Raw genomic sequence first — 26,353 nt, 5'->3', positions numbered from 1 at the left:
CCAAGATTACGCAATCTTGTCTAGCACGATATCGTTAACGAATTGTGAGCATATTTTCACGAAATCGTGTCTCTCCTTCAGGATCTGGTTCAGGAGTTGCAGCAGCGGATCGAGGGCCAGGGCGCGGCTCCCAGCACGGCTGCGGTGGCGGACGCCGCCGGCTCCGAGCGCATCAACGTCACCCTGCCCCGCGGGGTGATGCATGACCTCAAGCGTCATGCCCTCGCTGAAGGGCGCAGTTGCGGCAATCTGGCTGCCTATCTGCTGGAAGAGGCCCTGCGTCGCCATCGCCCTCTGGGCTGACTCGGCTGCGGCTTGGCCTCAATCCAGCAGCCGGTTGGCAATGGTTGCAACCTTCCCCTGCCGTTGCAATTTGAGGATGGAGACGTCCATGGGCGTGCGCAGGGGGCTGTCCGGTTTGATTACGAAGCCGTAGGTCTCCTCCGACAGGGTGAAGGGGGCGAGGCGTAGGCGAGGTCGGGGTTGTTTTTGAGGTGGTAGCGAATGGCGGGTCGATCGAAGATCAAGGCATCGGCCTGCTGCTCCAACAACAGTTGAACGGCACTCCTGAGGTTGGTGGCGCTGACGATCCGCATGTCACCGCGTTGGGCCAGCTCCATGCCACTGGTGCCCTTCACCACTGCAACCCGACGGCCGTTGAGTTGTTCAGGAGCGCTGATGGCCGATTCGGTGGCATCGGAGAGGAACAGGGTGAACGCCGAGGCGAGGCTGGCGGTGAGGGACGACACCTCGATCAGAGAGATCACCATCCAGGCGCCGGTGATGCTTCGGCCGGTTCGTGTGATCGGGGCCTTGTCGCCGTAGCCCACCGTGGTCAAGGTCACCAGGGCAAACCACATGCCGCTGCTGATGCCCGGTAGCCAGTCCCGCGGAAACTGCTCACTGTTGCGGTTCCGTTCCGCCAGCCAGATCAGGCTGCCCACCAGCAGCAGAACGCTAATCAGCACCAGCACCGAGGAGATCACTGCCCAGCCGAAGAACACCTGGACGCGGCTAATGATCGACGGCAGGCGCATCGGCAGCAACACCCCCGACTTGCCCAGGTAGTAGGGCTGGGTGAAATCAACGCCGGCATGGCCAATCGACCGGAGGTGATGCTGATTGGCCCCACCAGCACGTCGATCTCACCTTCATCCACCGCTTCAATCCCGGCCTTGGGGGATGGCTGCGGAATCAGTTCGTAGCTGTAGTTGTTGTCTTCGGCGACGCGCCGCCATATGTCGAGGCTGATGCCGCTGGTGGAGTCGCCGTCCTGAATCACGAACGGGGCGGAGCCGCTGATGCCCACCCTGAGCTCATTGGCCTGCAGGGGTAGTGCGCTGCCGAAGCAGGCGAGCGCCAGGGCCACGGACCAGCGCCGGACCCTTCACATCAGCGCTGTTCCAGACGACGCACGATCACGGCCATCGCCGCCAGGGAACCCGCCAGCGCGATCAGCAGGGCAATGGTCATGGAAGGCTCAGGTCAACGATGGTGCGCTCAGGTTGGCATCCTTGGCCCCGAGCAGCCAGTCGGCCACTTCCATCCTTAGGGCGTAGGCACATTCGAAACGGCCTTCCTCTTCCAGCAGGCTCAACCGTTGTTCGAGCGTGCGCAGGGTTGAACTCGCGAGCTGGTGTGGACCCTTGCTTCGCGCCACAATGAGTCTTCTGGAGGCCCACAAAGCTTGCGGCACGACGTCAGCCATCCAATGCAGCCAGCGCTACAGATCTGCGATCTGCACCGTTCATGACCGCATTGGAGTGGTCCTGGGGCGAAAGCCCACTCACGTTCCTGCCCCAGCGGGCCCTGTGGCGGGCTGAGGGGCGCGAACTGTTTGTTGCCGATCTGCATCTCGGCAAGGCCGAGGCGTTCCAGGCCCATGGCATCCCCATGCCCAGCGATGGGGATCAAGGAACTCTGAATCCGCTGCTGGAGCTCTGCCATGCCTGGTCTCCTCAGAGCTTGTTTGTGCTGGGTGATCTCGTGCATGCCCGAATCGGCATCACCGCTGCCCTGCGCGAGACCCTGCTGGCGTTGCCCGATCTCTGTGGTTGCCCGGTGGTGCTGATCGGTGGCAACCATGATCAGGACAGCTGGATTGAAGGATTGCCCCAGCAGCCTTCTCAGCGGTTGGGCAATCTCTGGTTGAGCCACATGCCCGAACGGTTGCCGGAGCCGGGGTTGTTGAACGTGTGCGGTCACCTGCACCCCACCACCCGGATTCGCAGCCGTTCCGATCAGTTGCGTTTGCCCTGTTTCGCCTTTGATCCGGATGGGCCGCGTTTGGTGATTCCTTCCTTCGGGCAGTTGACGGGAGGCCATGACTGCGGCGAGCGTTACCAGCAATGGCTGGTGGCCGAAGGCTCCATCGTTCCTTGGTTCGATCCAACCCCCAACAACCGAGAGCGAAGGATCGCGTGACTCAGCCTGCTGCGCCGCTACCCAGACCCCGCCTCAAGCGCAGGATCCATCTGCGCAAGCGCTGGCTCTTGCTGGCCATGCCGTTTGTGGTGTTCGGCGGCTTGATCGCTTTGGCGCCTGTGGCTCCCGAGCGCTCCAATTTTGAGGATCAAGCTGTCCGTTCGGCCCAGCAGCGTGGCCGGGATGCCAAGCCGTTCCGCTACATCCCCGACGATGAGGTGTACGCGTTGGATCTCGATCCACGGCGGGTGCGCTTCGGGCTGCTGGAGGGTTGGGATCGCGAACAGGACGCATACCAGGACAGCGCTGCCCTGGCCTACGTGTCGGGCCCGATGTACGAGCGCCATGTGGACGACGACGGCCGCGAGATCACAGTCCCCCTGGGGGATCTGAAATTCGGCAATCAGGTCTGGCGCGGGCGGAACCGCTCCGCTTCACGCCAGCGGGCTTTCGTCGGCATCCGCCACAACGGCAGCATTGATTTCGGCTACGGGGAGCTGACCGATGAGCGCAGCCGCATCTACGACACCTTCATTGGCGGCTTGCACAGCCTCTACAACGACATCGAGGCGCCGCCGGAGAGCTACAAGGGGGCCTACAGCATCAGCATGGGCCAGCGGATCCGCTACTACCTGCCGCGGATCCGCATGGTGATGGGCCTGCGTCAGGACGGCTACATGGAAGTGCTGATGAGCCGCGATGGCCTGACCCTGGAGCAGAGCAAAGACCTCGCCCGTCGCCGGGGCTATCTGGCGGCCTATATGCCCGACCATGCCTCGAAGAGTCGTTTGATCATCCCTGGGGTGAAGGGCTTCACCGAAGAAGATGCCAACTGGATCAGCGGTGGCGCCACCAGCTTTGTGCATGTGCCCTATCTGCTGCGGTTGAGCCCACGCCAGATTCCGCTGCAGGGCAATTTGATCGCGGGTCTGACGCCCAGGCTGGTGATGGATGAGGGCTGCGATAGCCCCATCGAATGTGTGTCGTCCTTCGGCAATCACCTCGCCGATCGCGGACTGGCTGGCTTGAACCGGGTGATGGAACAGGGCGTTGAACCCCTGGCCCGGATGATCTGGGGGCCCTCCAACCTCACCAAGCCGGGCTCGCCTGCGGATGCCGACGACTCCGGCGTTGATCTGGATCGTGCACCCCTCAGGGAACCCCCGATCACGGCGGATCCTTTGGTGCTGCGTGAGCAGCCGGCCGTGATCCGGCAGCTGGAGCCGTCTGAACCCAATCCCGATGACAGCTCAGATAGCAGCTCAGACACCAGCTGGACAGAGCCGCAGCCATTTGTGCCGTTGCCCCCCGATCTGCCGCCGCCGATCGTGCTCGATCAGCCGATGCTCAATCCCGCCGAGGTTCTTCTGGATGAGCCAGCTCCACCCGTGACGTCGCCGCCTGATTTGCCGCCCCTGCCGCCGGTGCCCCTCCCGGCTGACCGGAATTGAGCTTTGGACGCCGTTTGGTCCTGGTGGTCGATCCCCAGCACCCAACGTCGGGTGTTGGTGGCCCATCTCGCTCAGCCCCCGACGCGCGCTGAACAGCGGGCCTTGAGCGACAGCCTCACCTGCCGGCTGTTCGCTGATGCAGGCCAGCTGGTTTCTGCGGACGACATCGGCCGCACGATCTACGGCAAGCCGCAGCTGCGCGATTCCCCGCTGCACCACAGCATTTCCAACACCGGATCCTTCAGCATCGGGGTGGTGGGACCGGATCCGATTGGCATTGATGTTGAAGCCCTGGACCGGCCGTTGCGTGTGGCGTCTGACCTGCTGAAGCGGCGCATGTTTGGTTCCTCCGCTGAAGCGACGGCCTGCCTGCAGCACTGGACGTTGATTCAGGCCTGGACGGCGAAGGAGGCCGTGTTGAAGGCAGCGGGTCTGGGGCTGGGCGGTGGACTCGCCAACGTGGCCATTGCGCCGGACGGGGCCGCGGCATGGCTGCATGGTTCGCGCTATTCCCTCAGTCTTTGGACCCAGGAGGGGTTCAGCGTTGCGGTCGCTGAGGGCATCCGTGGCTAAAGGAAGGGATGGAGCTTCGAGCAACAGCGTGATATCTCTTTTGCAGCAACGTCTCGCCGGAGCCATTAACTTTCAGAAGGCTTTGATCACGTCTCTGCTCGCCTGGGTGGCCCTGGGGGTGTGGAGTTATCTGATCGTCGTGCCGATCCTTTCGGCTGTGGCGTTCCTCTGGCTCGGGGTGACGCGCTGGCAGGTGTGGCGGATCTGGCGCAAACCCGTGGCCTGAACCAGGGAATTGCAGTTCAACAACTTAGAGTTCCGGCCGGTTTTGGTTCGCGTTCGGTGGAATTCACGGTGGTGATTCTGAGTGAGCAGGTTGGCTCCTACCCAAAAATCAACTGGACGGAATGGAAAGATCGCAACCGCAAGCAGATGAAGAGTCAGGGCGATGTGTGGTCGATGGCAACACTGTCTGGAGCCACGATCTGGGATTGTTTGGACAACAACAAGATCGACCGTCTACATCTTGTGCAATGGAAACCTGTTGATGACACGATGTATCAAGTCAGCCTGCCGCGCCGCTAAATTTTGCCTGGAAACTGTTTGTAGATAGTAATCCAACATCAAAAAGCACCTATTCGGTTTGAGCAGGTGCTTTTTTGTTGGGGCTGAGGATGATCTTTTTCTCTTTAAAGAAGGAAGAGGAAAATCACAATGAACATGGAACCCAGCAGGAAGATCGAGTCGTCCTTCCGGTTGATATCAAAGGGCTCGTGGGGTTCTGGAATCATGGGAATTACTGCTACAGCCGGCAAGCTAGAGGACTCGGCTGTCCGTTGGCGATTTGATGCTGTTTCAATCGCGCGAATCCGTAAGCCGAGCCCCATTCCATCGCGCACTCGTTAATACATCTTGGAGTTGATCAACCGCAAGCTGCTTTGCAGCATTCCAGTCGTGGTCTGAGAGCCTGATCAGATATTCGTGCTGAATGCCTGAGCCTCTTTGCCTTGATGTGACGATTGAAATGTCGTCGTAGGTGATGGGGAATGAGTCGCCGGCCGGTGCTCCAAGGGCAGCCTCTGAGGCGAACAACAGAAAATCAAAAATCACTGGATTGAAATATTCTTCGCTTGGCTCCAGATCCCCACAAGCCAGCATTTGTTCTCTGGTTTGTGGTGTGTAGGTCACAAATGAAAAGCAGCAGGGATCACCGGTGGCTTGCAGGTAGAGCCCTTTGAACCGACGCGTGCTCATCAATCAGCCTGCCGCCAGGTGGAAGAGTTCGGATCCCAGACGGGTTTGGCGTAAGTGCCCTTCAGTTGACGTTGAGGCTGATCGATGCCCAGCTGGCCATGGCATTGGCTTGCGAATTCAATCGAGTTTTTGTGGTAGTCCTTCCAGGGCACCAAGGTTTTGCCATTCCAGATGGGCGGTAAACCTGTTTCTTTGAGCAACTGATCAAAGGCGTCAAAGTGGGCCTGCAGTTGCTCGTCTGTGAGCACTGCTTCTGGCCTCGGCACCTTTAGAGCCTGTTTGAAGGGAGCGCTCTCCATGCATGCTTCAAATCTTTGGGTGAGTTCCGCTTGATGGCTCCAGGCCTTCTGTTGGACCACTCCAAAGACAACGAGGCCAATCAGCAAGAGGCCAATCCCGATGATCGCGCTGAGATGACCAACCGGCTCTTTGCTGTTTTCCATTGGCTAGCCCTCTCAGGCAAGCCTAAGAAGGCGTTCCTGCTTCGAGCCTGCTCCGAGGTCCACCACCGATGGGCTCACCCGAGCAGACTGGAATTCCTTGTTTTGCCTGCAGATGCGAGTGCTTCTCATGGCTCTTCTCTCGCTCGCGACTTTTGCGCTGGTGTTGGCGTCTGGGGTCAAAAGTTCTGAGCTCTTCACGACCCATATCGGTTCGCGGCTGCCGCCAGCGGAGCTGGGTTGCGTTCAGTCAGGGCACGTTCAAACCGATCAAGGGCGCCAGCTCAGGGTTTTCAAGTGTCCGATTTAATCAACCGTTAGCTGGCTTGGTCAATTTGTAAAGGTTCAAGGCGAAAAGCGCCATGCCGAAGCTGCCGAAGGCGATGAGCAGGTCTTGGGTGGTGAAGGCCACGGCACTCATTACAAAACTTTGTTTACTAATGTAACGGAGGCGCAGGGATGCGTCGTTAAGTCGTTCCGAGGGGGCTGTGGGCAGTCCTCTTTTTTTATGACCTACCCCTTTGGTGCCATCAAGGCAGATCTCGAAAGAGCCTTCCGGCTTCCCGAAGCTCCACCGCTTGAGCAGCATCAAAGGCAAGACGCTGCCGAGCTGAGCGAGTCAGAACGGTCGACGGTTCTGTTTGAGCACCCCGGCGTCTGAGGCGTCCATACTCATGGCCCAGCAAGGGATCGACCCATGGCGGTGCTTGGGCGTCAGGCCATTCTTCAGGCGGTAGACGACGGCCTGATCGCGATCACGCCCTTCCATGCCGACCATGTTGGGCCTGCATCGGTGGATCTCACCCTCGGCTTCACGTTTCGGGTGTTCCGTAAGGTGCATGAAGTGATCGAGGTTCGCGATCACACCGACTACCGCGAATGCACCGACAAGCTGGAGATCCCCGAGGGTGGGCACATCCTGATCATGCCGGGAGAGACCGTGCTGGGGATCACCCGTGAACGGATCAGGCTCGGCCCAGGTCTTTGCGGTTGGCTTGAGGGCCGGAGTCGCTTTGCTCGCCTTGGGCTGATGGTGCACATCAGTGCACCGTTCATGGGGCCGGGGATCGACAGTCAGCAGGTGCTGGAAATGAGCAACTTCGGCCCAGCCCCACTGGCGGTGGTTCCGGGCACACTGATCTGTCAGTTCATCTTTCAGCGCATGGTTGGTGAAGAGCACTATGCGGGCCGCTTCGCTGGGCAGACCCAGAGCAGTTTTTAGGAGGGTTGACTCTCGTCATCCTGATTGCCTCCTTTGAGAGGAATTAAGTAACTCAACGTTGGCATCGAGCCGTTAACTCCCTGCGCCGCAGCGGGTTTACATAACTCATCGGAGATGTACATCCTCCGCAATGTTTGCCCTTCCGATTCTCTTTAGTTTTGTCCTGTTGGCGTTCGTCGGAGCAACCGTTGCATCTGTGGCTAACTCCAAAAAAGACTTTGCCTTGCTCGCTGGTGTTTTTCTGTTGGGTCTCGGAGCCCTAGAAGCAGTCCTTGCTTTCTTTGGCGTCTAAGCCTGACGACGAGCCTTGTTTGGCAAGCGAAGCAACACCCTTGAAAGGTGGCTTCGCCGCTCCGTGCAGGTGCAAATCAACTGGAGCACCATGACGACATTGGGCGCCTATTCCTGGTGACTTCAGTCTGGGCGAATCAGGTGGTTGCTGAAGGGAATAAATTGAGCTGGTCAGAATAGGGGGGGCGGGCGTCGATTGTTCTCCAGCGGCAGTCCCCAAACTTGAAACTCGAAGATGGGCCTATTTAGCCTAGAGCTCTTCTTCTGCTTCTCCTTTGATCTGGCAATCACTTGTTGGGTAAGCCACGCAAAGCAGGGCAAAGCCTTTTGCGATCTGTTCGTCGTCAAGGAAGCTCTGATCCGATTGATCTAGAGAGCCACTCGAAAGCTTGCCTGCGCAGGTGGAGCAGGCGCCAGCTCTACACGAGTAGGGCAGATCCGCACCCGCTTCCTCTGCAGCATCAAGGATGTACTGATCGTCGGCACAGGCAAAGCTCGAGGAGCCTTCCGATGTGGTGATCGTGATTTGATACGAAGCCATTGGTTCATTCAATGCATTCATCAATCAAAAAACCAATTGGATGCCTTCGCTGACGCATTCAAGGAAGACTTCGGGATCGATGTAGCAAGCCATACTGGATCGACTTCGATGTCATTGATCACTGATTTTTCAGGGCAGATTGATTGCTGATGAGGGTGTTTTGATTGAACCGCTCAATTCAGAAAACCCCTGTTGCACTCAAGCAAATCAGGGTTGTGGCGAGCAGCACCCAGCCCACCAGCTGAAGCCATTGCGTGAGTGGAGTTCCCATGGCTTGTCAGTCGAGTGGGTCGTCCCAAAGGGGTGGTTCATCAAATTCTTCCAACAGCGAGTTTGCTTCTAGCTCCTTGCCGGCCAGCAGCAGTTGAATCACTTGATTCCAGATGAATCGTGTCAGGCGTTCTGCCTCCTTTCCCTGATGCCCGGTCTCGAACTTGATCGGAGGCACATCACCTGTGTCGTCGTGAAAACGAAAGATGAGCGACACAGGATCGGGCGCATCAACTGCTCCGTCGTAACTCTCCTGGTTCGACGGTTGGCGTATCAACTGACTCCGTTTGTTCGCACACGTTGAAAGCCAAACAAGGCCTCGCCATTGGCAAGCCATCGGCGCATGCTCGAGGCATGCAAGCCAAAACATCAGAAGGTTTAGAGGTTCTGGCGGCTGTTGTTGTCGCCGCCGGCCTGGTGGCAGGCAATCTCGTGCTGTTTTCCCCGTTGCGCGTGGATAACCGCGTGCCGCCTGCTCCGGCATCGCAAACGGTGGAACGCCCTTAGCGCTTGAACACGCCATTGCAGTCGCCTGGAGCAGGCTTCACAAAGCAGTGACCCTCAACAGACCAGTGCCCCAGGGCAGGAAAAGCCAGGTCTTGGGCCGGGGCTTCGGCGTTAACGGCATCAATGCCTTGGGCCTGGATCAGCACGTTGCCCTCGCTATCCACCATGTCCAGGAAATCCATTTCCTCGGTCTCGTCCGTGGGGTTGGCATGGCCTTGCAGGGAAACAACCACCAGCACACAGGCAACCATCAAGGAGCGCAGCATCGGCCTGGAAAGGGAGAACAAACGATCAGTTGAATCAGCCGTCTTGATGGGAGGCGAGGGCACGCACCACGTCTCCCCGGGTGATCACGCCGATGGGGCATTTGTTGCCGTCCAGCACAAACAGGCGCTGCGTGCCCCGTTCATGCAGTTGTGAGGCCGCTTTGGGCAGCGGTAACTCCGTCCCGCAACTGTGGGAGTCCTTGCGCATTAGAGCGCTCACCTTGGTGCCGAGCACCTGGTGCACCTGCTTGTCCCAGTTCAAGGGATTGCGCAGGTAAATCACGCTGTCCAGCAGCATCACGTAGGGGCCGGCATCCACACCGCTCTCCCGCACCATCAGATCCTGCTCCGTCAGTTCGCCGATCAGACGTCCCTCCGCATCCACCACCGGCAAACCACTGACGTGGTGGTCGCTGATCATCTGCACGGCCTGCTGCAACGGCGTGTCGGGCGTGACCTTCAGCACCGGCTGGGTCATCACATCAGCCACCGTGAGCTGCAGGACCATGATCAAGGTTCAGCTCTCTGCATTCTGAGCGTTGTTTCTGTCTTTGCGTTCGATTGCCAACGGACTCACCGTGGCGCGAGCCGTTGCCGGTTTCCCGCTGATCCTTGCCCTGCAGTTCGGCTGGCAGGGCTGGGCCTGGTGGTTGCTGCTGTTGGCCGGGCTCAGTGATGCGGCCGATGGCTGGCTGGCTCGGCGCGCCGGGGGTGGCAGCAGCTGGGGCGCCCGCCTCGACCCCCTCACCGACAAGGTGCTGATCGCGGCACCGTTGCTCTGGTTGGCGTCGTCCGCTGTGCTGCCGCTCTGGGCGGTCTGGTTGTTGCTGGCCCGTGAATTGCTGATCTCGGGCTGGCGCTCCCAGGCCAGTGATGGTGGGCCGGCCTCGCTGTCGGGCAAAGCCAAGACGATCCTTCAGTTCCTCAGCCTGTTGCTGATGCTGTGGCCTTCCGCCTGGATTGCTGCTGCCGGGCTTCAGAGCCTGGGCTGGTGGCTGTTCTGGCCCTCCCTCGGCCTGGCTCTGAGCTCAGCCCTGGGCTACATCACGCCCCGATCAGCGCCTCATCAGAACTGAAGTCTGGCGCTGCGGTTGGGTTCAGGGCGTAGTCGTTGCTGTAGCTGTCGGCCAGGCCCTTGGCCAGGTCGAAGCTGGGTTGCCAGGCCAGTTCGCGTTCCACCCGGGTGATGTCGGTAAGGAAGTGATTGAGCCGCAGTGGGAAGGCCTTGCGGGCCTTGGGGTCCAGATCGCTGGGGTTGAAACTGCGCAGCTCGAGGCCATCGGGATCGCGTCCGCAGGCCACGGCTGCGGCGCGGATCAGGCCCCGGAAGCTGATGCCCTGTTTGCCGGAGCAGTTGTAGATCCGGTTGGCTGCAGCATCCACTTCGATGCAACGGGCCATCGCTTCGGCCAGATCCTCCACATGCCCCAGTTGGGTGATCGTGCTGCCGTCACCGGGCAGCGGAATCGGGCGGCTGTGAACGATGCGATCGAAGAACCAGCGTTCCACAGGGTTGTAGTTGCCTGGGCCATAGATGTACGTGGGCCGGAAGCTGGTGAAGGGGATGCCTTCCTTGCGCAGCCAGGCTTCGGTTTCGGCCTTGCCGGCGTGACGGCTCTGCGGATTGGTGGGGCTGGATTCATCCAGGGGCCACTGCTCTGAATCGGCGTACACCCCAGCTGAACTCACATACACAAAGCGATGGCTGGGGCCCCCGGTGATGGCCACCACGCGGCTGCTGTCCTCCTGCTTGCGTCCGGAGCTGTCGACGATCACATCGAAGCTGCGGCCCTGCAGCGCGCTGAGGCCTTCATCGCTGCTGCGGTCTCCACAGAGGTGTTCCACGCCGGTGGGGACGGGGTTCTTGCCGCGGGTGAACAGGGTGAGTGCATGGCCCTGGGCCTGCAGGCGGGCCACCAGGGGCCGGCCCACGAAGCGGGTTCCCCCCATCACCAGGATCTTCATGCACTTGGGCCCGAAAAGCGCAGCCATTGAAGCGTGGCGCTGCAGGATGGAGGGTCTCTGGTCCGACCCCGATGGAGATCATCCCCGCCATTGATTTGCTTGATGGAGCCTGCGTCCGGCTTCATCAGGGGGATTACGACCAGGTGACACGATTCAGTGAGGATCCTGTGGCGCAGGCCCTCAGCTGGCAGAGCCAGGGGGCAACCCGTTTGCACCTGGTGGATCTCGATGGCGCCAAACGCGGTGAGCCGATTAATGACGCGGCGGTGCGGGCCATCACCGCCGCCCTCGATATCCCCGTCCAGCTCGGTGGTGGTGTGCGCTCGCTCGAGCGCGCCGAAGAATTGATCTCCTGTGGCCTGGATCGGGTCATCCTCGGCACTGTGGCGATTGAACAGCCGGAGTTGGTCCAGGAGTTGGCCCAACGCCATCCCGGTCGCATCGTGGTGGGAATTGATGCCAACGATGGCCGGGTGGCCACCCGGGGCTGGATCGAGCAGAGCGATGTTCTGGCCACCGATCTGGCCAAGCAGTTCAGTGCCGCCGGCATCGCGGCGATCATCACCACCGACATCGCCACCGATGGCACCCTCGCCGGCCCCAACCTGGAAGCCCTGCGAACCATGGCGCAATGCAGCGCTGTTCCGGTGATCGCCTCCGGTGGCATCGGCTGCATGGCCGACCTTCTCTCGCTTCTGCCCTTGGAGCCCCTTGGTGTGACGGGGGTCATCGTCGGCCGAGCCCTCTACGACGGCCGTGTCGACTTAGCGGAGGCCATTGCCGCCTTGGGTGAGGCAAGGCTTCAAGACGTCACCGCCGTGGCGGCAGACATCGCCTGAGCTGGCCTAGGGCCTTATGGTTGAAGTAGCATGCACCTTCTGTGGTAAGAGCAGCCGCCAGCAAGATCAGCGCGCTGTCCCCCGCGGGCAGCTTGCAAGAGGTGTTCGAGCAGTGCCGGCGGCTGGGCATGCGCCTTAGCCGTCATCGGCGCATGGTGCTCGACCTTCTCTGGAGCGAGAAGAGCCACCTCAGCGCCCGAGACATCTTTGAACAACTGAATCTGAGGGGGCGCAGCATCGGCCACACCTCGGTGTATCAAAACCTCGAGGCCCTGCAGTCGGCGGGGGTGATCGAGTGCCTCGACCGCGCCAGTGGTCGCCTGTATGGCTACCGCAGTGATCCCCACAGCCATCTCACCTGTCTGGACAGCGGTTCGATCGAAGACATCGACGTTGTTCTTCCCGACGACCTGTTGCGTCAGATCGAACAGCGGACCGGCTTTCGCATCGAGTCGTACACCCTGCAATTGAACGGCCGGCGCACCCTGGAGAACTGAGCAGAAGCTCGTTACCTTGAGCCCAACTGTTTCGGGTTCAACCCTTGGCCTCCCCTTCGCCGGTGCGGATGTTGCTGCTCGCTCCGGATCTGCTCGGGGAGTCGCTGGCGCTGAAACTCACCTCCGCCCGGGACGATTGGGAGGTCGTGCTTCGCCCTGAGCGCCTGACGGGGGGGCCGGCTTTGGTGATCTGGTCGATCGACACCGTGGCCTCATTGGCGGCGATTCAACAGGAGCTTTTTGCCCTGCAGGAGCGCTGGCAACCCGCCCCGGTGCTGTTGCTGTTGCCCAGCGACCTACGCCTGTCGCGGGAGCAGCTGCTGGAGCTGCCGGCGGCCGGCCTGCTCCAGAACGTCGACGCCCAGGGCCTGCAGAACGCCATCGAAACCCTGTTGCAGGGCGGACGCGACATCCGCCTGGAGGCTGCGTCGGAGTCCCAGGGCCCGGAGCAGACTATGGGCTTGGGCCAGTGGTTGCTGGTGAGTGGCCTGCAGCAGGTGAGCCGCGACCTGCAGGGGGTGGAGGCCCTGCTCAATTCACCCCCGGAACAACCGTTGCTATTCCTGCTGCTGCAGGGGCGCCGCCGCGAATTGCGCTTCGCCAAGGGCTTGCTGCTCTGGCTCTGGGGGCCGCTGCAGATGGGCCTCGAGCACGCCGAACCCCTGGCCCCCTCCGTGTCCAGCGATGGAGCACCCACCACCACGGCCATCAGCCTGCGCGAACGCAATGCCGTTGCCGTATGGGATGCTATCCGCGACCGCATCGCTGCATCGGTTCAGGCTGGATTGACCAATTCCACCGGCCGTCTGCTGGCGATTGAGGGGCTGCATCCCGATCGCCGCCGGGAGTTGCTATTGGCCCTGTTGCAACAGCTTGATCAGGTTTTGCAGCGCCTGCGCAGCCGCCAGGACGGCATTGCGATGGCCCAGGCCTGGGATTCGTTGCAGCCCGAATTGCGTCAGCAGGCCATAACCGCTCTGGCCGGCAGTTACGTCCAGATCCCCCGTGACGGGGAGCTGCAGCCGGTTGTGGCGTCCCTACTCACCCGTGCTGATCTCACCGGTGCAGACGGCGAGCTGCCCGATCCAACGGGGATGCTGGCGCCGCTGGTGGCGGATCAACCGATGCTGGTGAACGGCCTGCTGCTCCCGGCCGATGATCCCAGGGCCTTCCTGCAACTGGAAACCCTGGTCAGCAACTGGCTGGTAAGGACGGCGGAACTGATTGGTGCCGAACTGCTCGATGCCTGCGGTGACTGGCCGGAGCTGCGTCGTTATCTGCTGCGGGATCCCCTCCTGGCGACCCGGGAACTCGACCGCCTCAGAAATCGCTTGAACACCCAGCTGCGCTGGGCGGATTGGGTGGAGCGTCCGATTCAGCTTTATGAAAGCCAGCGCACCCTGTTTCAGTTGCGCTCCGGTCGCATCGAACCGCTGCAGCTGACCGAGCCCCGCGACAAGGAGCTCAATCAGCTGGGTTGGTGGCAGCGGCAGGTGGCCTTGCTCTTGGAAGCCCGGGATGCCCTCGCACCCCAGGTGCAGGCCTTGGTGCGCCGCATCGGCGACCTTGCCGTGATCCTGCTCACCCAGGTGCTGGGACGCGCCATCGGTCTAGTAGGGCGGGGCATAGCCCAGGGGATGGGACGCAGCTTCGGCCGCGGTTAGGCCCCTGGGTCCACAATGGCGATCCGCTGCTTCGGCTTGATGCTTGCTTTGGTGCGCTGTCTGATCACCTTTTCGATCGCGCTGCTGCTCCATGTCGCACCTGCCGCCGCCGTGTTGAACAGCGATAGCTACGACGGCAACATTTACGCCCTCTATGCCGGCAATGGTTCGTTGGTTCCCCCCGCTAACACGCTGGAGGAGTCCCTCGCTGAGGGACGCACGGCCGTGATCGTCTACTACCTGGATGACAGCGCCGTGAGCAAACGCTTTGCTCCGGTGGTGTCGGAACTGCAACGGCTTTGGGGCCGCAGCATCGATCTGCTGCCGCTCTCCACCGATCCGCTGCAGGGCCGTGAAACGCTGGGAGCCGGTGATCCAGCCACCTATTGGTCTGGAACCATTCCGCAGGTGGTGGTGATCGGCACCGATGGCCGGATTGTTTTCGATCAGAACGGTCAGGTTTCCCTGGCGGCGATCAACGACGCCATCAGCGCCTCCACCGGTCTTCCTGCTCCTGAACTGGGGCGCATTGATCAGGAAGGCAGCTTCAACGAAGTGAACATCGAAGTCACCGCCAACTAAGCCGCCCCGCCATGGCGCCTACGCTGCCGGCCAGTTGTCCCGGTCGCTGAGCCGGATCCGCTGTGTCGCTGCTGTTTGCTCCGCTCGGCCTTGGACTTGCTGTGGCCTGGCTGGAGCTCCGCCATCGCCTCAGACCGGCCTCACCGTTGCGGATGACTCCGCGCGACTGGCGTGTGGATGATCTGGGCGCGCGGCTCCGCATCGAAGGCGTGCTGGAGATCAGCAACCCCCACCCCCGCATGGAGGTCTTTGTGCCGGAGCTGCGGGTCGAGCCCGTGCTGCTGGGCTCCTCCGATCCCACCGGCCTGGAGGTGAAAACGCGGATCATTGCCGAGCATCCCGACGAGGAGACCCGCGCAGACGGCTACTGGGCGGCCTACATCGTCAAGGGACGCAAGACCACCCGTGCCCGGGTTTTGATCGAGATCACCGGCCCGACGCCATCGGCCCGGGTCGACAGCCTCTGGGTGGATGCCCACTGGGCGAATTACGGACCCTTCGGCCGTCTGCAGCGCCGTCAGGGCGTGCTGGTTCCCCTGACGCGTCCTGAACCCCTGCAGCCCGATCAAGTCCACTTCCGCCAGGGGGAAGGCTGCCGCGTCTTGCCCCTTCGCACCCACCTGCTCGGGCCCCTGGATGACACCATTGACGTCCTGCGCACCTATGCCGCCGATCTGGTGCAGCCCGGCGACATCCTCACCATCGGCGAAACCCCCGTGGCTGTGATCCAGGGGCGCTACCGCCATCCCAGTGAGGTGGAGCCAGGCATGGTGGCGCGTCTGGCCTGCCGTGTGTTCCACCCCACCAGCAGCTTGGCCACTGCCTGCGGCATGCAGACCTTGATCGATCTGGTAGGGCCCACCCGGGTGCTGGCCGCCTGGATTGGGGGGCTGCTGATGAAGCTGGTGGGCATCCCCGGTGGCTTCTATCGCCTCGCTGGCGACCAGGCCCGCTTGATCGACGACATCACCGGCACTACACCGCCATACGACCAGACCATTGTTCTGGGGCCATCCCGGGCTGAGCAGTTCTGCCGTGATGCCTCCGCTGAACTCGGGGTCGACGTTGCCATCGTCGATGTCAACGACCTCGGCCGCGTGAAGGTGCTGGCCTCCAGCCCCGGTTGTGATGAGGGCTTGCTGGGCCGGGCCCTGCGCCCCAACCCTGCTGGCAATGCCAATGAACGCACTCCCCTGGTGTTGGTGCGGCCAGGCCTGGAATGAGCGATACATTGTGAACAGTTGGGGTTGGAGGGTGTCCGGTGACAGAACCCAAGACCACCTCCATCCGCATTGAGCCCCTCAATCCGGCCCACCTGGCCAAGTGGATTCAGGACGCTCCGATTGATCAGCTCTCACGCTTTCAGGGCTTTCTGATCGGTGAATGGCTCTCGAGAGTTGAGCAGCGCTTTCCTGATCTGCTCCCCAGCCGCTCGCCCCGTTGCCTGATCGCCCTCGACGGCGACCGTCCGGTAGCCAGTGTGGTGGCCCGGCCGTTCAACCGTCGCGGCAGTTGCTGGATCCTCCATTTGCCGGAGCTGCTGGGGCCGCTGGACGATCACAGCCATCGCACCATTCAGCACTCCCTGCTTCAGCAGGCCCTGCAGTCCTGGACGGCCCAGATCTGCAGCTGGGTGATCCGCTGCCCGGCCACCGATGCCGATTCCATTGCCCTTTTGCGAGAGCTGGGCTTTCAACCGCTGCGCCCTTATCAGTGCTGGTGTCCACCAGGGGCTGTGGTTGAGCCACCGAGCAGCGATCAGCTGTCTGCGGGTCTGCGCTGGGGGGCCTTGAACCGCCGTACCGCCCAGTTGCTCTGGCCGATCGAGCAGGGCGGCAGCCACAGCCACCTGCGTCAGATCACCGACCGCCATTGGCTGGATCTGCTGGACCGGAACGGTCCCGGCTGCGGCGTGCTCATGGCCGGAGACGCTGTGTTGGCGGGATCCATCCGCCTACCCGATGCGGGAGAGGCCGGCGTGCTGGAGCTGATGCGCGATCTCGCCTGGGATCCCCGGCTGGATCAGGCGCTTCCCCACGTTCTGAACAGGATCCTTCAGTGCGGCCGCCCCCGCGGGCTGCTCACGGCTTTCGACGATGCACCCCTGAGCCGGATCCTGGAGGCGGAGGGCTGGACCCGTGGCGATGAGCAGCTGCTACTTGGACGCAGCATGTGGCGGCGTCAGTCCCCCCAGCGCAACCTGCAGCTGACCCGATCGCTTGATCAGGTGCTTGGTCGCTTACGGCCCCAGGGCACACCCCTGCCCACGCCGAGTCTGGGTGATCGGCACTGATGCGGCCGCGTCCCTGTTCGATCCTCAGCCTGGATGTGGGTCGGCGGCGCATCGGCCTGGCCGGCTGCGATGCCCTCGGCATCAGCGTCACGCCCCTCGCTGCCCTTCGCCGCGGTCGCTTTGATGCCGATCTGGTCGTTCTGCAGGCCCACTGCTGCGAACGGTCGGTGCAGGGGCTCGTGGTGGGCTTGCCCCTGGATGCCGCGGGCCAGCCCACCGCTCAGGCGGAGCATTGCCAGCGTTACGGCCTGCGCCTGGCTGCCGCCCTCGATCTGCCCCTGGCCTGGGTGAATGAACACAGCAGCACCTGGGCGGCCGGTGAACAGTTCGGGCTGAAGGGCGACCGCAGCGGACGTCTCGACAGTGCAGCCGCCGCCCTGCTGCTGGAGCAATGGCTGGCGGAGGGTCCGGAGCTCAAACCGGCCCAACAGACTGCGTCAAGGTCGGGCGCCGGGGCGGGCGATGGTGGATCCTGAGCCCAGTCAGAGCCGCGTCGATGTCTGAGTCGGGCCCCGGTAAGAGCAGCGATCACCCCACCCTGCTGGTCCGCGACCGCGAGGGCCACGACCTGCTGTGTTTCCTCGAGCATCTGATCCCGATCGAGGGGCAGGACTACGCCCTGCTCTCGCCGGTAGATACACCTGTGTCGCTGTTTCGGCTCAATGACGATGCTGAGCCGGTGCCGATCACGGAAGTTGCCAGCAGCGAGCCGATTCTCTCGGTGGCTGATGTGGTGCTCCAGGAGCACGATCTGGTCCTGGTGCGATCGGCGATCACCCTCACCGTCAGTGGTGAATTGGAGGAGCCGGATCAGGACGAGCTCGATGAGCTGGAGGAGGATGACGATGTTGATGAGGACGCCGAGACCTTTGAACTGCTGGTGAGCTTCATGGTTGAAGCGGAGGAATACGGTCTCTACATCCCTCTTGATCCGTTCCTGGTGTTGGTGCGAATGGTGGATGGCCAGGCCGTGCTGCTGAGCGACGATGAGCTCGACCGCGTTCAACCCTTGATTGAGGCGGAACTGGAGGAGCGTGAATGGCCGGATTGACGGCACAGCACTGGTTGATCCCCAATTGGGATTCCCAGCTCACCATCGCCCAGCTTTCGCTGCCCCACCTCACGGCCCAAGGCCTGAAGGCCGCCGTGATTGACGTCGATAGAACCCTTCTGCCCGGTCGCGACGTAACCCTGCCAGGGCCGGTACGCGACTGGCTGGTGGATGCCGGCCGCCGCCTGCAGTTGCATCTGTTCAGCAACAACCCCTCCCGCGAGCGGATTGCTGCCGTGGCCGATCAGCTGCAGGTCAGCTTCACCTTTGGTGCCGGCAAGCCCCGCCGTGGTGCCCTGCGCAGTGTGGTTCGTGATCTTGCGCTGCCACCGGAGGCGATCGCGATGATCGGTGACCGCCTGTTCACGGATGTGCTCTGCGGCAACCGAATGGGGCTTTACACGGTGTTGGTGCGCCCGGTTCGAGACGACGGCAAGCCCTGCAGCCATGACCGGGTGCAGCGGTTTGAACGCGTCATGGCTCGTGTGATGGGGGCGCCTTCAGCATGACCCTGTGGGTCGTGAAAATCGGCACCAGCCTGCTTCGGGGGGAGACCGCCACCACGATTGATGGCTATGCCCGCTGCTTCGCAGGGGCCATGGACCGCGGTGATCAGGTGGTGCTGGTCACCAGTGGTGCCGTCGGGCTGGGCTGCCAGAAGCTGGCCCTCACCAACCGACCTGACACGGTGGTGGCCCTGCAGGCGGCTGCAGCCATCGGCCAGGGAGCGCTGATGGGGCTGTATGAACGGGCCATGGCCCGCCATGGCCGTTCCGTGGCCCAGGTGCTGCTGACCCGCTCCGACCTGGCCGATCGCCGTCGCTACCAGAATGCTTCGGGCACCTTGCGGCAGCTGCTGAGCTGGGGGGTGCTGCCGGTGATCAACGAGAACGATGCCCTTTCGCCGGCGGAGTTGCGCTTCGGCGACAACGACACCCTCTCGGCTTTGGTGGCCGCCGCCGTTGAAGCGCAGCAACTGATCCTGCTTACGGATGTTGATCGCCTCTATTCCTCGGATCCGCGGGTTGATGCCAACGCCGAACCGATCTCGGATATTCGCCACCCTCGGGAGCTGGATTCGTTGGAACAGGGGGCCGGCGACGGGGGGCGCTGGGGCACCGGGGGCATGACCACGAAGCTGGCGGCAGCCCGCATCGCCACCGCCAGTGGCATCACCGTGCAGCTCGCCGACGGGCGCGATCCCGCTCGCCTTGAGGCCTTGTTGCAGGGTCAACGGGGAGGGACGGTGTTCCATCCCCACCCTGAACCCCTGGGCAATCGACGCAGTTGGCTTGCCCATGTGCTTCGACCTGAGGGTGAACTGCAGCTGGATGCGGGAGCCTGTGCGGCGCTGCAGCACCGTGGTGCGTCCCTGCTGCTGGTAGGTGTTACGGCGGTGCGGGGTGACTTCGCCGCCAATCAACCCATTCAGTTGCTGGACCCTGATGGTGAGGATCTGGGCCGTGGCCTCTGTTCGATGGACAGCGACCAGTTGCGGGCCGCGATGAATGACCCATCTCCCGGAGAGTCCTCCCCGGTGGTGGTGCATCGCGATGGCCTTGTGCTGCGCAGCCGATAACCATGTCTACGATCCGCCGGACTGCCCTGGCCTCCATGCGTTTCAGCACCCTGATCAAGGTTCTGCAGACCGGTGATGCAGGCCTGCGTTGGAGCCAGGCGGGGTTGGACCCATGGCTTGAGGGTGCCGCTTCCCTCGATCAGGCCTCAGCGGCGCAGCTCAGCTTTCTGGAGAAGGGCAACGCCCTCACGGCGGCTCTGGGCGCCAGCGGTGTGGGTGCCCTGTTGCTGCCCGACCAACAGGATTTGATTGATCTGGCGTCGCAGCGTGGCATCGCCTTTGCGGTCTTCGCCGATCCGCGTCTGGCCTTTGCTGAAGCCCTCGATCAGTTGTATCCCCGCCGCCGGCCCTTGGCGGAGATTCACCCCTCGGCGGTGATCGATGAACGGGCTGTGGTCGGGCCCGGCACAGCGGTGGGCCCGCGGGTCTGCATCGGGGAGGGAAGCCGTCTTGGCGCCGACTGCATCGTTCACCCCGGGGTGGTGATCTACGACGACGTGGTGGTGGGTGATGGCTGCGAGCTGCACGCCAATGCCGTGCTTCACCCCGGCAGCCGACTGGGCCGTGGCTGTGTGGTGAACTCCAATGCCGTTGTCGGCTCCGAGGGATTCGGCTTTGTGCCGACGGCGAAGGGCTGGCGAAAAATGCCGCAGACCGGCCAGGTGGTTCTTGAGGACGGCGTTGAGGTGGGTTGCGGCACCACCATCGATCGCCCGTCTGTCGGGGAGACCCGCATTGGTGCCGGCACCAAGATCGACAACCTTGTGCAGATCGGTCATGGCGTCACCACCGGCCGTGGCTGTGCCTTCGCCTCCCAGGTGGGCATCGCAGGCGGCGCCCGGATTGGCCACGGGGTGATCCTGGCCGGCCAGGTGGGGGTTGCCAATCGCGCTGTGGTGGGAGACCGCGCCATCGCCAGCTCCAAGAGCGGCATTCACGGTGATGTGGCCCCTGGAGAGGTGGTGAGTGGCTTCCCCGCGATCCCCAACCGCCTCTGGCTCCGTTGCGCCAACACCTTCAGCAAGTTGCCGGAGATGGCCAAAACCCTGCGGGAGCTCAAGCGGGACACCCCTCAGTAACCTCAGCGGTCGACCTGCCGCACCGCACCGTCATGGCTCAGCACCGCGTTGTTCTCCTGCCCGGTGATGGCATCGGCCCCGAGATCACCGCTGTCGCCCGCCAGCTGCTGGAGGTGGTGAGCCGGCGCCATGGCTTTTCGCTGAGCTTCGAAGAACAGCCCATCGGCGGCAGTGCCATCGATGCCACTGGTGAGCCGCTGCCCGCCAGCACCCTCGACGCCTGCAAGGCAGCCGATGCTGTGTTGCTGGCCGCTATCGGCAGCCCTTGCTTTGACAGCCTTCCCCGTGAGAAACGGCCGGAGACCGGCCTGCTGGGCCTGCGCGCCGGCATGGAGCTGTTCGCCAATCTGCGGCCGGTGAAGATTGTTCCGGCCCTCATCGACGCCAGCAGCCTCAAGCGTGAGGTGATCGAGGGGGTGGACCTGATGGTGGTGCGGGAACTCACCGGGGGGATTTATTTCGGTCAGCCCAAGGGACGCATCGAGACCGAGGGAGACGAGCGCGGTTTCAACACCATGACCTACTCCGCCTCGGAGGTGGATCGGATCGCGAAGGTGGCCTTTGAGATCGCCCAGGAGCGGCGGGGCCGGCTCTGCTCGGTGGACAAAGCGAATGTGCTGGATGTGAGCCAGCTCTGGCGAGACCGGGTGGATGCCATGGCGCCCAGCTATGGCCCTGTGGAGGTGAGCCATATGTATGTGGACAACGCGGCAATGCAGCTGGTGCGTGATCCCCGCCAGTTCGATGTGCTGCTCACTGGCAACCTCTTCGGCGACATCCTCAGCGACGAGGCGGCGATGCTCACCGGCTCCATCGGCATGCTTCCCTCCGCCTCCCTCGGCAGTGAGGGCCCTGGTCTGTTTGAGCCTGTGCATGGTTCAGCTCCTGATATCGCCGGTCAGGACAAGGCCAATCCCATGGCCATGGTGCTGTCGGCCGCAATGATGCTTCGCATCGGCCTCAAACAGGCCGCGGCTGCCGATGATCTGGAGGCTGCTGTGGATGCCGTATTAGCCGGTGGCTTCCGTACTGGGGATCTGATGGCAGAAGGCTGCACCCAGCTGGGTTGTCGCGCCATGGGTGAGCAATTGCTCAAAGCTCTGTAAGCCTGAGATTGGTGCAATCGGGCCCTGATCTGGCAGGATCGCCGGGCCAGTAGTCCCTGCGTCGATGTCGAAGCGTCATCCGGTTGTCGCTGTTACCGGTTCTTCCGGAGCTGGAACCAGCACCGTCAAGCGCGCCTTCGAGCACATCTTTGCGAGGGAAGGCATTACCCCTGCAGTGGTGGAAGGCGATAGTTACCACCGCTACGAGCGGATGCCCATGAAACAGGCCATGGCGGATGCCCTGGCCAAGGGTGAGAACTTCTCCCACTTCGGCCCTGAGGCCAACCTCTTCGACAAACTCGAGGAACTGTTCCGCACCTACGGCGAAACCGGTGCTGGCCAGAAGCGCTACTACCTCCACAGCGTTGAAGAAGCGGCTGAACACAACGCCCGTCTGGGCGTCAACCTCGAGCCGGGTCAGTTTACGCCTTGGGAAGACATCCCTTCAGGCACTGACGTGCTGTTCTACGAAGGTCTTCATGGCGGTGTGAAGGGCGAGGGCTATGACGTGGCCGCCCTGGCCGACCTTCTGGTGGGTGTGGTTCCGATCACCAACCTTGAGTGGATTCAGAAAATCCACCGCGACAACGCTGAGCGTGGTTATTCCGCTGAAGCTATCGTTGACACGATCCTGCGCCGGATGCCTGATTACATCAATCACATTTGCCCGCAGTTCAGCCAGACCGACATCAACTTCCAGCGTGTTCCCACCGTGGACACCTCCAACCCCTTCATCTGCCGGAACATCCCGACCCCGGATGAAAGCTTCGTGATCATCCACTTCCGCAAGGGTGCTCGTGAGAAGTGGGGGATTGACTTCGGTTACCTGCTGAACATGATCCACGATTCCTTCATGTCCAGCCCCACCAGCATCGTGGTGAACGGCGGCAAGATGGGCTTCGCCATGGAACTGATCCTCACTCCGATCATTCACCGCATGATCGAAGAGAAGAACAAGCTCAGCTGATCGCTTCTACTAACAACAATCGTCTCTACAATGGGTCCATCTGAGTGATCAGGTGGGCTCTATTTCTTTGTCAACGCCCTCCTTTGAAATCCGTGGAGCCTCGGGGGCGCTCTCGGCTCCCCGCTGGGACCGCATTGACAGTCGCTCGCTGATCGCCCAGGCACGTCGCATTTATTTCGCCTATCTCTCCAGCACTGCGGGGCAGGAGCCCCTCGGCGTGGTGATCGATCCGCAGGAAACCGATGGCCGTGTGGTTTTCGAGACCCCTGTTCTTCTGCCGGATGAGGAGTTCATTGCCATCGATCTGATCCGGGGGCGCACGAGTCGTGGCCGGACCCGATGGAAGGGTTGATCCTGGTTTGGACAGGCCTGCTGGGCGCCTGCGTCGGCAGCTTCACCAACGTGATGGCCTGGCGCTTGCCCCGCCAGGAATCGGTGGTCTTTCCCGGCAGCCACTGCCCCAAATGCGGCCATGCCATCCGCTGGCATGACATCTCCCGGTGCTCGGTTGGCTGCTGCTGAGGGGGCGCTGCCGTGATTTTGATGCGGTGATCAGCTGGCGTTACCCCGCCGTGGAGGCCCTAAGTGCCGGTCTCTGGATCTCGGCGCTGTTGGTGTGGCCTGGTGCTGGCGGAGGCCTGCCTGATCGCTGGCTCCCCTGGGCCGGGCTGCCCCTGATCGCGCTGCTGCTGCCACTGGTGTTGATCGATCTGGATCTCCTTTGGTTGCCGGAGCCCCTGTGCCGCTGGGGGTTGGTGCTGGGCTTGCTCGTCAGCGCGGCTGCTGGGATCCCCGTTCTGGCCAGCCATTTGATCGCGGCGGTGTTGGACCTGCTGCTTTTGGAAGGTCTCAGTGCCCTGGCCGAACGGTTGTTGGGACAGCCTGCGCTTGGTCTGGGCGATGCCAAGTTGGCGGCTCTGGGCGGCGCCTGGCTGGGGCCCGGGGGCATCGCAGCTGCAATGGCCCTTGCGGTTGTCTCGGGAGCCTTGTTCGGAAGCACTGCGCGTCTCAGTGGCCAGTTGGGCCCCAGGGAACCGTTCCCCTTCGGTCCCTTCATTGCCCTGGGCATTTGGTTGGTTTGGTTGACCGGTCCGCAGTGGTGGTGGAGCACCTGGTTGATGCTGCTGGGCGCTTGATCGATCAGCGTCTATTTCCCGGGCCGGCTTTTAATGGTGTGAGCTGACGGCCCTGTGTGTCTCTGTTCGATTGGTTTGCTGATCGCCGCAAGGGTCAGTACGTCGCCAACGTCAAGCAGGAACCAGATGAAGGCGATGGTCTGTGGAGCAAATGTCCGGAATGTGGTCAGGTCGTCTATCTCAAAGACCTGAAACTCAACGCCAGTGTCTGCGCCAACTGCGGCCATCACCACCGGATCGACAGTGCTGAACGCATCGCACTGATTGCAGATCCCGACAGCTTTCAGGTGCTGAACGCGGATCTGGCACCGGTGGATCCCCTCGGATTCAAAGACCGGCGTGCCTATGCCGACCGGTTGCGGGAAAGTCAGGCTTCGACGGGGCTGCGGGATGGTGTGGTCACCGGGCTCTGCCGGGTGGAAGGCATCCCCATGGGCCTGGCAGCGATGGACTTCCGCTTCATGGGTGGATCGATGGGCTCCGTGGTCGGCGAGAAGATCACCCGTCTGATCGAGGACTCCACCGCCCGCAAGCTGCCGCTGCTGATCGTCTGTGCCTCCGGCGGTGCCCGGATGCAAGAGGGGATGCTAAGCCTGATGCAGATGGCGAAGATCTCTGGCGCGCTCGAACGCCACCGGGAAGCCGAGCTGCTCTACATGCCTTTGCTCACCCACCCCACCACAGGGGGTGTGACCGCCAGTTTCGCCATGCTGGGCGATCTGATCCTGGCGGAACCGAAGGCGTTGATTGGTTTTGCTGGGCGTCGGGTGATTGAGCAGACCCTGCGCGAGAAGCTTCCCGACAATTTCCAGACAGCTGAATATCTGCAGGAGCACGGCTTCGTGGACACGATCGTTCCCCGCACCCAGCTGCGCTCCACCCTGGCCAATCTTCTGCGCCTGCACGGCTGCAAACCGATGGAGCTCACCAGCGCATGATCCGAGCTGGTTTTGTTCTGATCCTGGCCTTGCTCTGCTGGGTCGCCCCCGTGCTGGCGGGCCCCGTGGAATGGATTGAGGTGCCTGCCACCCAGGCTGGCCAGCAGTGGTGGGACCGCGGCAGTGTGCGCATCGATCGGGATGGATATCGAACCGTGCTGAGCCGGTTCACCCCAGCGGCCAGCGAGGACGAGGATCAGCCCTCAGGAGAGCTCTATGTGATGCAGCTGGACTGCTCCCAGCAGCTATATCGCGACAAACAGGTGAACGGTTTGCCGCGTTTTCGTGCTCAATGGCAGCCGGCCGGGGATGACGGGCTGATCACCTCCGTGATTGAGGCTGTCTGCACTGAACCCCTCTCCAGCTGAGATGTCTCCACAGCCCCTTGGTGTTGCAGTAGCCGGTCTCGGCTTCGGGGAGAAGGTGCACCTGCCGGCCCTTGCGGCAGCGACTGATCTTGAGGCGGTGGCCCTCTGGCACCCGCGTCAGAAGCGCCTGGATGCCGCCACAGCCGCCCATGGCTTGAGGGGATTCAGCGATTGGGATGCCCTGCTGGCCGATCCCGCGGTGGACGCGGTGATCATCGCCACTCCCCCCGCACCTCGCTTTGATCTGGCCCGCCGGGCCTTGGAGGCGGGCAAGCACCTGCTGCTGGAAAAGCCCATCGCGCTGCATGCCGATCAAGCCCGGGAGCTACAGCGGCTGGCCCTGGCCCGGGGACTGTCGGTGGCTGTGGATTACGAGTACCGGGCTGTTCCCCTGTTCATGCAGGCCGCACGCCTGCTGCAGGCCGGCGCTGTCGGCACACCCTGGCTTGTGAAGCTCGACTGGTTGATGGGCAGCCGTGCCGATCCCCAGCGCGGCTGGAACTGGTATGCCCAGGCGGATCAGGGCGGCGGCGTGATCGGAGCCCTGGGAACCCATGCCGTGGACATGCTGGCCTGGCTGATCGGCCCCCTGGGGGCTGTTCAGGCCCTCAACGGCGTTTCGATCAAGCAACGCCCTCACCCAGATGGTGGTCTGGCCACCGTGGATGCCCCCGATGTGTCGCTGCTGCAGGCCGTTGCCCAATGGCAGGGCAGGCAGGACCTGCCGGTGCCGGCACAGGTCAGCCTCAGTTCCGTGTCGCGCAACGGCTGCGGTTTCTGCCTTGATGTGGTGGGCTCCTCGGGATCGCTGCTGCTCAGCAGCACCAATCAGAAGGACTACGTCCATGGCTTTGAGTTGCAGCACGCCCCGCTCGGTGAGCCCTTCCGCGCCGTGGAAACCGATGCCGACCTCGTCTTCCCGCAAACCTGGACGGATGGTCGCATCGCCCCTGTGGTGCGGGTGCTGGGCTGGTGGGCCGAAAGCATTCGCAGTGGGCAACCGATGCTGCCTGGACTGGCCGAGGGCGTGGCCAGTCGTGTGGCCTGCGATCAAGCAGCAGGCGGCACATTAGTTCTTGCGTAACACGCGGTAAAGTTGCCGCCGATTCG

At 62.5% G+C, this 26,353-nt stretch carries 37 protein-coding genes and 1 pseudogene; 27 read left to right on the top strand and 11 right to left on the bottom strand.

Annotated features, from left to right (window positions below; genetic code table 11):
* The first annotated feature begins 66 nt into the window (after positions 1-66).
* Positions 67-303 (top strand): ribbon-helix-helix domain-containing protein, encoded by a 237-nt coding sequence (locus SYNCC9605_RS09470; RefSeq protein ID WP_011364843.1) that lies wholly within the window; start codon positions 67-69, stop codon positions 301-303.
* A 119-nt stretch (positions 304-422) separates the two neighbouring features.
* On the opposite strand, the gene SYNCC9605_RS15575 is transcribed toward SYNCC9605_RS09470, so the two are convergent.
* The 3 genes from SYNCC9605_RS15575 to SYNCC9605_RS09460 form a co-directional block, all read right to left on the bottom strand.
* A complete protein-coding gene (locus SYNCC9605_RS15575; protein ID WP_257930020.1) occupies positions 423-1,037 on the bottom strand; it encodes an ion channel in 615 nt (204 codons plus the stop codon).
* On the bottom strand, positions 983-1,369 hold the full coding sequence (locus SYNCC9605_RS15570; protein ID WP_257929115.1) for a transporter substrate-binding domain-containing protein: 387 nt from the start codon (positions 1,367-1,369) through the stop codon (positions 983-985). The genes SYNCC9605_RS15575 and SYNCC9605_RS15570 overlap by 55 nt, the downstream gene beginning before the upstream one ends.
* A 111-nt stretch (positions 1,370-1,480) precedes the next feature.
* Positions 1,481-1,660 carry a hypothetical protein gene (locus SYNCC9605_RS09460; RefSeq protein ID WP_041435739.1) on the bottom strand — a complete coding sequence of 60 codons (180 nt, stop codon included), beginning with the start codon at positions 1,658-1,660 and terminating at the stop codon, positions 1,481-1,483.
* Positions 1,661-1,749: 89 nt separating this feature from the next.
* On the opposite strand from SYNCC9605_RS09460, the gene pdeM reads away from it, so the two are divergent.
* The 5 genes from pdeM (at position 1,750) to SYNCC9605_RS09435 (ending at position 4,973) form a co-directional block, all read left to right on the top strand.
* Positions 1,750-2,424 (top strand): ligase-associated DNA damage response endonuclease PdeM, encoded by a 675-nt coding sequence (pdeM, locus tag SYNCC9605_RS09455; protein ID WP_011364841.1) that lies wholly within the window; start codon positions 1,750-1,752, stop codon positions 2,422-2,424.
* Between the two features lie 77 nt (positions 2,425-2,501).
* A complete protein-coding gene (locus SYNCC9605_RS09450) occupies positions 2,502-3,875 on the top strand; it encodes a hypothetical protein (RefSeq protein WP_374699863.1) in 1,374 nt (457 codons plus the stop codon).
* A gap of 3 nt (positions 3,876-3,878) precedes the next feature.
* On the top strand, positions 3,879-4,448 hold the full coding sequence (locus SYNCC9605_RS09445) for a 4'-phosphopantetheinyl transferase family protein (RefSeq protein ID WP_011364839.1): 570 nt from the start codon (positions 3,879-3,881) through the stop codon (positions 4,446-4,448).
* Complete coding sequence (locus SYNCC9605_RS09440; protein WP_156783093.1) at positions 4,441-4,674, top strand: hypothetical protein; 234 nt, start codon at positions 4,441-4,443, stop codon at positions 4,672-4,674. The genes SYNCC9605_RS09445 and SYNCC9605_RS09440 overlap by 8 nt, the downstream gene beginning before the upstream one ends.
* Positions 4,644-4,973, top strand: coding sequence for a hypothetical protein (locus SYNCC9605_RS09435; RefSeq protein ID WP_308297688.1), 330 nt, complete (start codon positions 4,644-4,646; stop codon positions 4,971-4,973). The genes SYNCC9605_RS09440 and SYNCC9605_RS09435 overlap by 31 nt, the downstream gene beginning before the upstream one ends.
* A 270-nt stretch (positions 4,974-5,243) precedes the next feature.
* On the opposite strand, the gene SYNCC9605_RS09430 is transcribed toward SYNCC9605_RS09435, so the two are convergent.
* The 3 genes from SYNCC9605_RS09430 to SYNCC9605_RS09415 form a co-directional block, all read right to left on the bottom strand.
* A complete protein-coding gene (locus SYNCC9605_RS09430; RefSeq protein ID WP_011364837.1) occupies positions 5,244-5,642 on the bottom strand; it encodes a hypothetical protein in 399 nt (132 codons plus the stop codon).
* Entirely contained in the window at positions 5,642-6,085 is a 444-nt protein-coding gene (locus SYNCC9605_RS09425; protein WP_011364836.1) for a hypothetical protein, read from the bottom strand. The genes SYNCC9605_RS09430 and SYNCC9605_RS09425 overlap by 1 nt, the downstream gene beginning before the upstream one ends.
* Before the next feature lie 307 nt (positions 6,086-6,392).
* Positions 6,393-6,671 (bottom strand): hypothetical protein, encoded by a 279-nt coding sequence (locus tag SYNCC9605_RS09415; protein ID WP_156783092.1) that lies wholly within the window; start codon positions 6,669-6,671, stop codon positions 6,393-6,395.
* A gap of 108 nt (positions 6,672-6,779) precedes the next feature.
* Here SYNCC9605_RS09415 and dcd point away from each other — a divergent pair, with 108 nt between their 5' ends.
* Positions 6,780-7,304, top strand: a complete 525-nt coding sequence (gene dcd, locus SYNCC9605_RS09410; RefSeq protein ID WP_011364835.1) for a dCTP deaminase — start codon at positions 6,780-6,782, stop codon at positions 7,302-7,304.
* Positions 7,305-7,845: 541 nt separating this feature from the next.
* Here dcd and SYNCC9605_RS09405 read toward each other — a convergent pair.
* Positions 7,846-8,136 carry a 2Fe-2S iron-sulfur cluster-binding protein gene (locus SYNCC9605_RS09405; RefSeq protein ID WP_041435043.1) on the bottom strand — a complete coding sequence of 97 codons (291 nt, stop codon included), beginning with the start codon at positions 8,134-8,136 and terminating at the stop codon, positions 7,846-7,848.
* Between the two features lie 277 nt (positions 8,137-8,413).
* Positions 8,414-8,623, bottom strand: a complete 210-nt coding sequence (locus SYNCC9605_RS09400; RefSeq protein ID WP_156783091.1) for a hypothetical protein — start codon at positions 8,621-8,623, stop codon at positions 8,414-8,416.
* Between the two features lie 83 nt (positions 8,624-8,706).
* Here SYNCC9605_RS09400 and SYNCC9605_RS09395 point away from each other — a divergent pair, with 83 nt between their 5' ends.
* A complete protein-coding gene (locus tag SYNCC9605_RS09395; protein WP_041435037.1) occupies positions 8,707-8,913 on the top strand; it encodes a hypothetical protein in 207 nt (68 codons plus the stop codon).
* On the opposite strand, the gene SYNCC9605_RS14850 is transcribed toward SYNCC9605_RS09395, so the two are convergent.
* Positions 8,910-9,179, bottom strand: coding sequence for a hypothetical protein (locus SYNCC9605_RS14850; protein ID WP_198002444.1), 270 nt, complete (start codon positions 9,177-9,179; stop codon positions 8,910-8,912). The two genes, SYNCC9605_RS09395 and SYNCC9605_RS14850, sit on opposite strands and share 4 nt — an antisense overlap.
* 34 nt (positions 9,180-9,213) lie before the next feature.
* A complete protein-coding gene (locus SYNCC9605_RS09385) occupies positions 9,214-9,687 on the bottom strand; it encodes a CBS domain-containing protein (RefSeq protein ID WP_011364831.1) in 474 nt (157 codons plus the stop codon).
* Positions 9,688-9,718: 31 nt separating this feature from the next.
* On the opposite strand from SYNCC9605_RS09385, the gene SYNCC9605_RS09380 reads away from it, so the two are divergent.
* Positions 9,719-10,255 carry a CDP-alcohol phosphatidyltransferase family protein gene (locus tag SYNCC9605_RS09380; protein ID WP_011364830.1) on the top strand — a complete coding sequence of 179 codons (537 nt, stop codon included), beginning with the start codon at positions 9,719-9,721 and terminating at the stop codon, positions 10,253-10,255.
* Here SYNCC9605_RS09380 and SYNCC9605_RS09375 read toward each other — a convergent pair.
* Positions 10,224-11,144: an NAD-dependent epimerase/dehydratase family protein gene (locus tag SYNCC9605_RS09375; protein ID WP_041435035.1), complete on the bottom strand. Its 921-nt coding sequence runs from the start codon at positions 11,142-11,144 to the stop codon at positions 10,224-10,226. The two genes, SYNCC9605_RS09380 and SYNCC9605_RS09375, sit on opposite strands and share 32 nt — an antisense overlap.
* A gap of 71 nt (positions 11,145-11,215) precedes the next feature.
* Between SYNCC9605_RS09375 and hisA the strand changes: the two genes are divergently transcribed.
* The 18 genes and pseudogenes from hisA to SYNCC9605_RS09285 all read left to right on the top strand — a co-directional run bounded on the left by hisA (position 11,216) and on the right by SYNCC9605_RS09285 (position 26,327).
* Positions 11,216-11,983, top strand: a complete 768-nt coding sequence (gene hisA, locus SYNCC9605_RS09370) for a 1-(5-phosphoribosyl)-5-[(5-phosphoribosylamino)methylideneamino]imidazole-4-carboxamide isomerase (RefSeq protein WP_011364828.1) — start codon at positions 11,216-11,218, stop codon at positions 11,981-11,983.
* A gap of 128 nt (positions 11,984-12,111) precedes the next feature.
* Positions 12,112-12,480, top strand: a complete 369-nt coding sequence (locus tag SYNCC9605_RS09365; protein WP_257930019.1) for a Fur family transcriptional regulator — start codon at positions 12,112-12,114, stop codon at positions 12,478-12,480.
* Positions 12,481-12,548: 68 nt separating this feature from the next.
* A complete protein-coding gene (locus SYNCC9605_RS09360) occupies positions 12,549-14,144 on the top strand; it encodes a DUF3685 domain-containing protein (RefSeq protein WP_041435033.1) in 1,596 nt (531 codons plus the stop codon).
* A 15-nt stretch (positions 14,145-14,159) separates the two neighbouring features.
* Positions 14,160-14,726 carry a thylakoid membrane photosystem I accumulation factor gene (locus tag SYNCC9605_RS09355; protein WP_011364825.1) on the top strand — a complete coding sequence of 189 codons (567 nt, stop codon included), beginning with the start codon at positions 14,160-14,162 and terminating at the stop codon, positions 14,724-14,726.
* 62 nt (positions 14,727-14,788) lie between these two features.
* Positions 14,789-15,949, top strand: a complete 1,161-nt coding sequence (locus tag SYNCC9605_RS09350) for a hypothetical protein (RefSeq protein WP_011364824.1) — start codon at positions 14,789-14,791, stop codon at positions 15,947-15,949.
* 38 nt (positions 15,950-15,987) lie between these two features.
* On the top strand, positions 15,988-17,019 hold the full coding sequence (locus SYNCC9605_RS09345) for a hypothetical protein (RefSeq protein WP_011364823.1): 1,032 nt from the start codon (positions 15,988-15,990) through the stop codon (positions 17,017-17,019).
* A complete protein-coding gene (ruvX, locus tag SYNCC9605_RS09340; protein ID WP_011364822.1) occupies positions 17,019-17,495 on the top strand; it encodes a Holliday junction resolvase RuvX in 477 nt (158 codons plus the stop codon). Before SYNCC9605_RS09345 ends, ruvX begins: the two co-directional genes overlap by 1 nt.
* A 20-nt stretch (positions 17,496-17,515) precedes the next feature.
* Positions 17,516-18,070 (top strand): DUF3727 domain-containing protein, encoded by a 555-nt coding sequence (locus SYNCC9605_RS09335; RefSeq protein WP_011364821.1) that lies wholly within the window; start codon positions 17,516-17,518, stop codon positions 18,068-18,070.
* Entirely contained in the window at positions 18,058-18,579 is a 522-nt protein-coding gene (locus SYNCC9605_RS09330; protein WP_011364820.1) for a YqeG family HAD IIIA-type phosphatase, read from the top strand. The genes SYNCC9605_RS09335 and SYNCC9605_RS09330 overlap by 13 nt, the downstream gene beginning before the upstream one ends.
* On the top strand, positions 18,576-19,649 hold the full coding sequence (proB, locus tag SYNCC9605_RS09325; protein WP_011364819.1) for a glutamate 5-kinase: 1,074 nt from the start codon (positions 18,576-18,578) through the stop codon (positions 19,647-19,649). Before SYNCC9605_RS09330 ends, proB begins: the two co-directional genes overlap by 4 nt.
* Positions 19,650-19,684: 35 nt before the next feature.
* Complete coding sequence (lpxD, locus tag SYNCC9605_RS09320; RefSeq protein WP_041435733.1) at positions 19,685-20,728, top strand: UDP-3-O-(3-hydroxymyristoyl)glucosamine N-acyltransferase; 1,044 nt, start codon at positions 19,685-19,687, stop codon at positions 20,726-20,728.
* Between the two features lie 32 nt (positions 20,729-20,760).
* Positions 20,761-21,834: a 3-isopropylmalate dehydrogenase gene (gene leuB / locus SYNCC9605_RS09315; RefSeq protein ID WP_011364817.1), complete on the top strand. Its 1,074-nt coding sequence runs from the start codon at positions 20,761-20,763 to the stop codon at positions 21,832-21,834.
* 64 nt (positions 21,835-21,898) lie between these two features.
* Entirely contained in the window at positions 21,899-22,801 is a 903-nt protein-coding gene (locus SYNCC9605_RS09310; RefSeq protein ID WP_011364816.1) for a phosphoribulokinase, read from the top strand.
* A gap of 67 nt (positions 22,802-22,868) precedes the next feature.
* Positions 22,869-23,153, top strand: coding sequence for a hypothetical protein (locus SYNCC9605_RS09305; protein WP_011364815.1), 285 nt, complete (start codon positions 22,869-22,871; stop codon positions 23,151-23,153).
* Positions 23,141-23,937, top strand: a pseudogene (locus SYNCC9605_RS09300) (A24 family peptidase). Before SYNCC9605_RS09305 ends, SYNCC9605_RS09300 begins: the two are co-directional and overlap by 13 nt.
* 56 nt (positions 23,938-23,993) lie before the next feature.
* Complete coding sequence (accD, locus tag SYNCC9605_RS09295) at positions 23,994-24,875, top strand: acetyl-CoA carboxylase, carboxyltransferase subunit beta (RefSeq protein ID WP_011364814.1); 882 nt, start codon at positions 23,994-23,996, stop codon at positions 24,873-24,875.
* The gene (locus SYNCC9605_RS09290; RefSeq protein ID WP_011364813.1) at positions 24,872-25,243 is read left to right on the top strand and encodes a hypothetical protein; all 372 of its coding nucleotides are present in this window, start codon (positions 24,872-24,874) and stop codon (positions 25,241-25,243) included. Before accD ends, SYNCC9605_RS09290 begins: the two co-directional genes overlap by 4 nt.
* A 1-nt stretch (position 25,244) precedes the next feature.
* Positions 25,245-26,327: a Gfo/Idh/MocA family protein gene (locus SYNCC9605_RS09285; protein ID WP_011364812.1), complete on the top strand. Its 1,083-nt coding sequence runs from the start codon at positions 25,245-25,247 to the stop codon at positions 26,325-26,327.
* Positions 26,328-26,353: the final 26 nt, after the last annotated feature.

The organism is Synechococcus sp. CC9605, from assembly GCF_000012625.1.
Taxonomy (GTDB): Bacteria; Cyanobacteriota; Cyanobacteriia; order PCC-6307; family Cyanobiaceae; genus Parasynechococcus.
The sequence above is the reverse complement of the archived record's forward strand: the minus strand, read 5'-3'. Positions and strand labels throughout refer to the sequence as shown.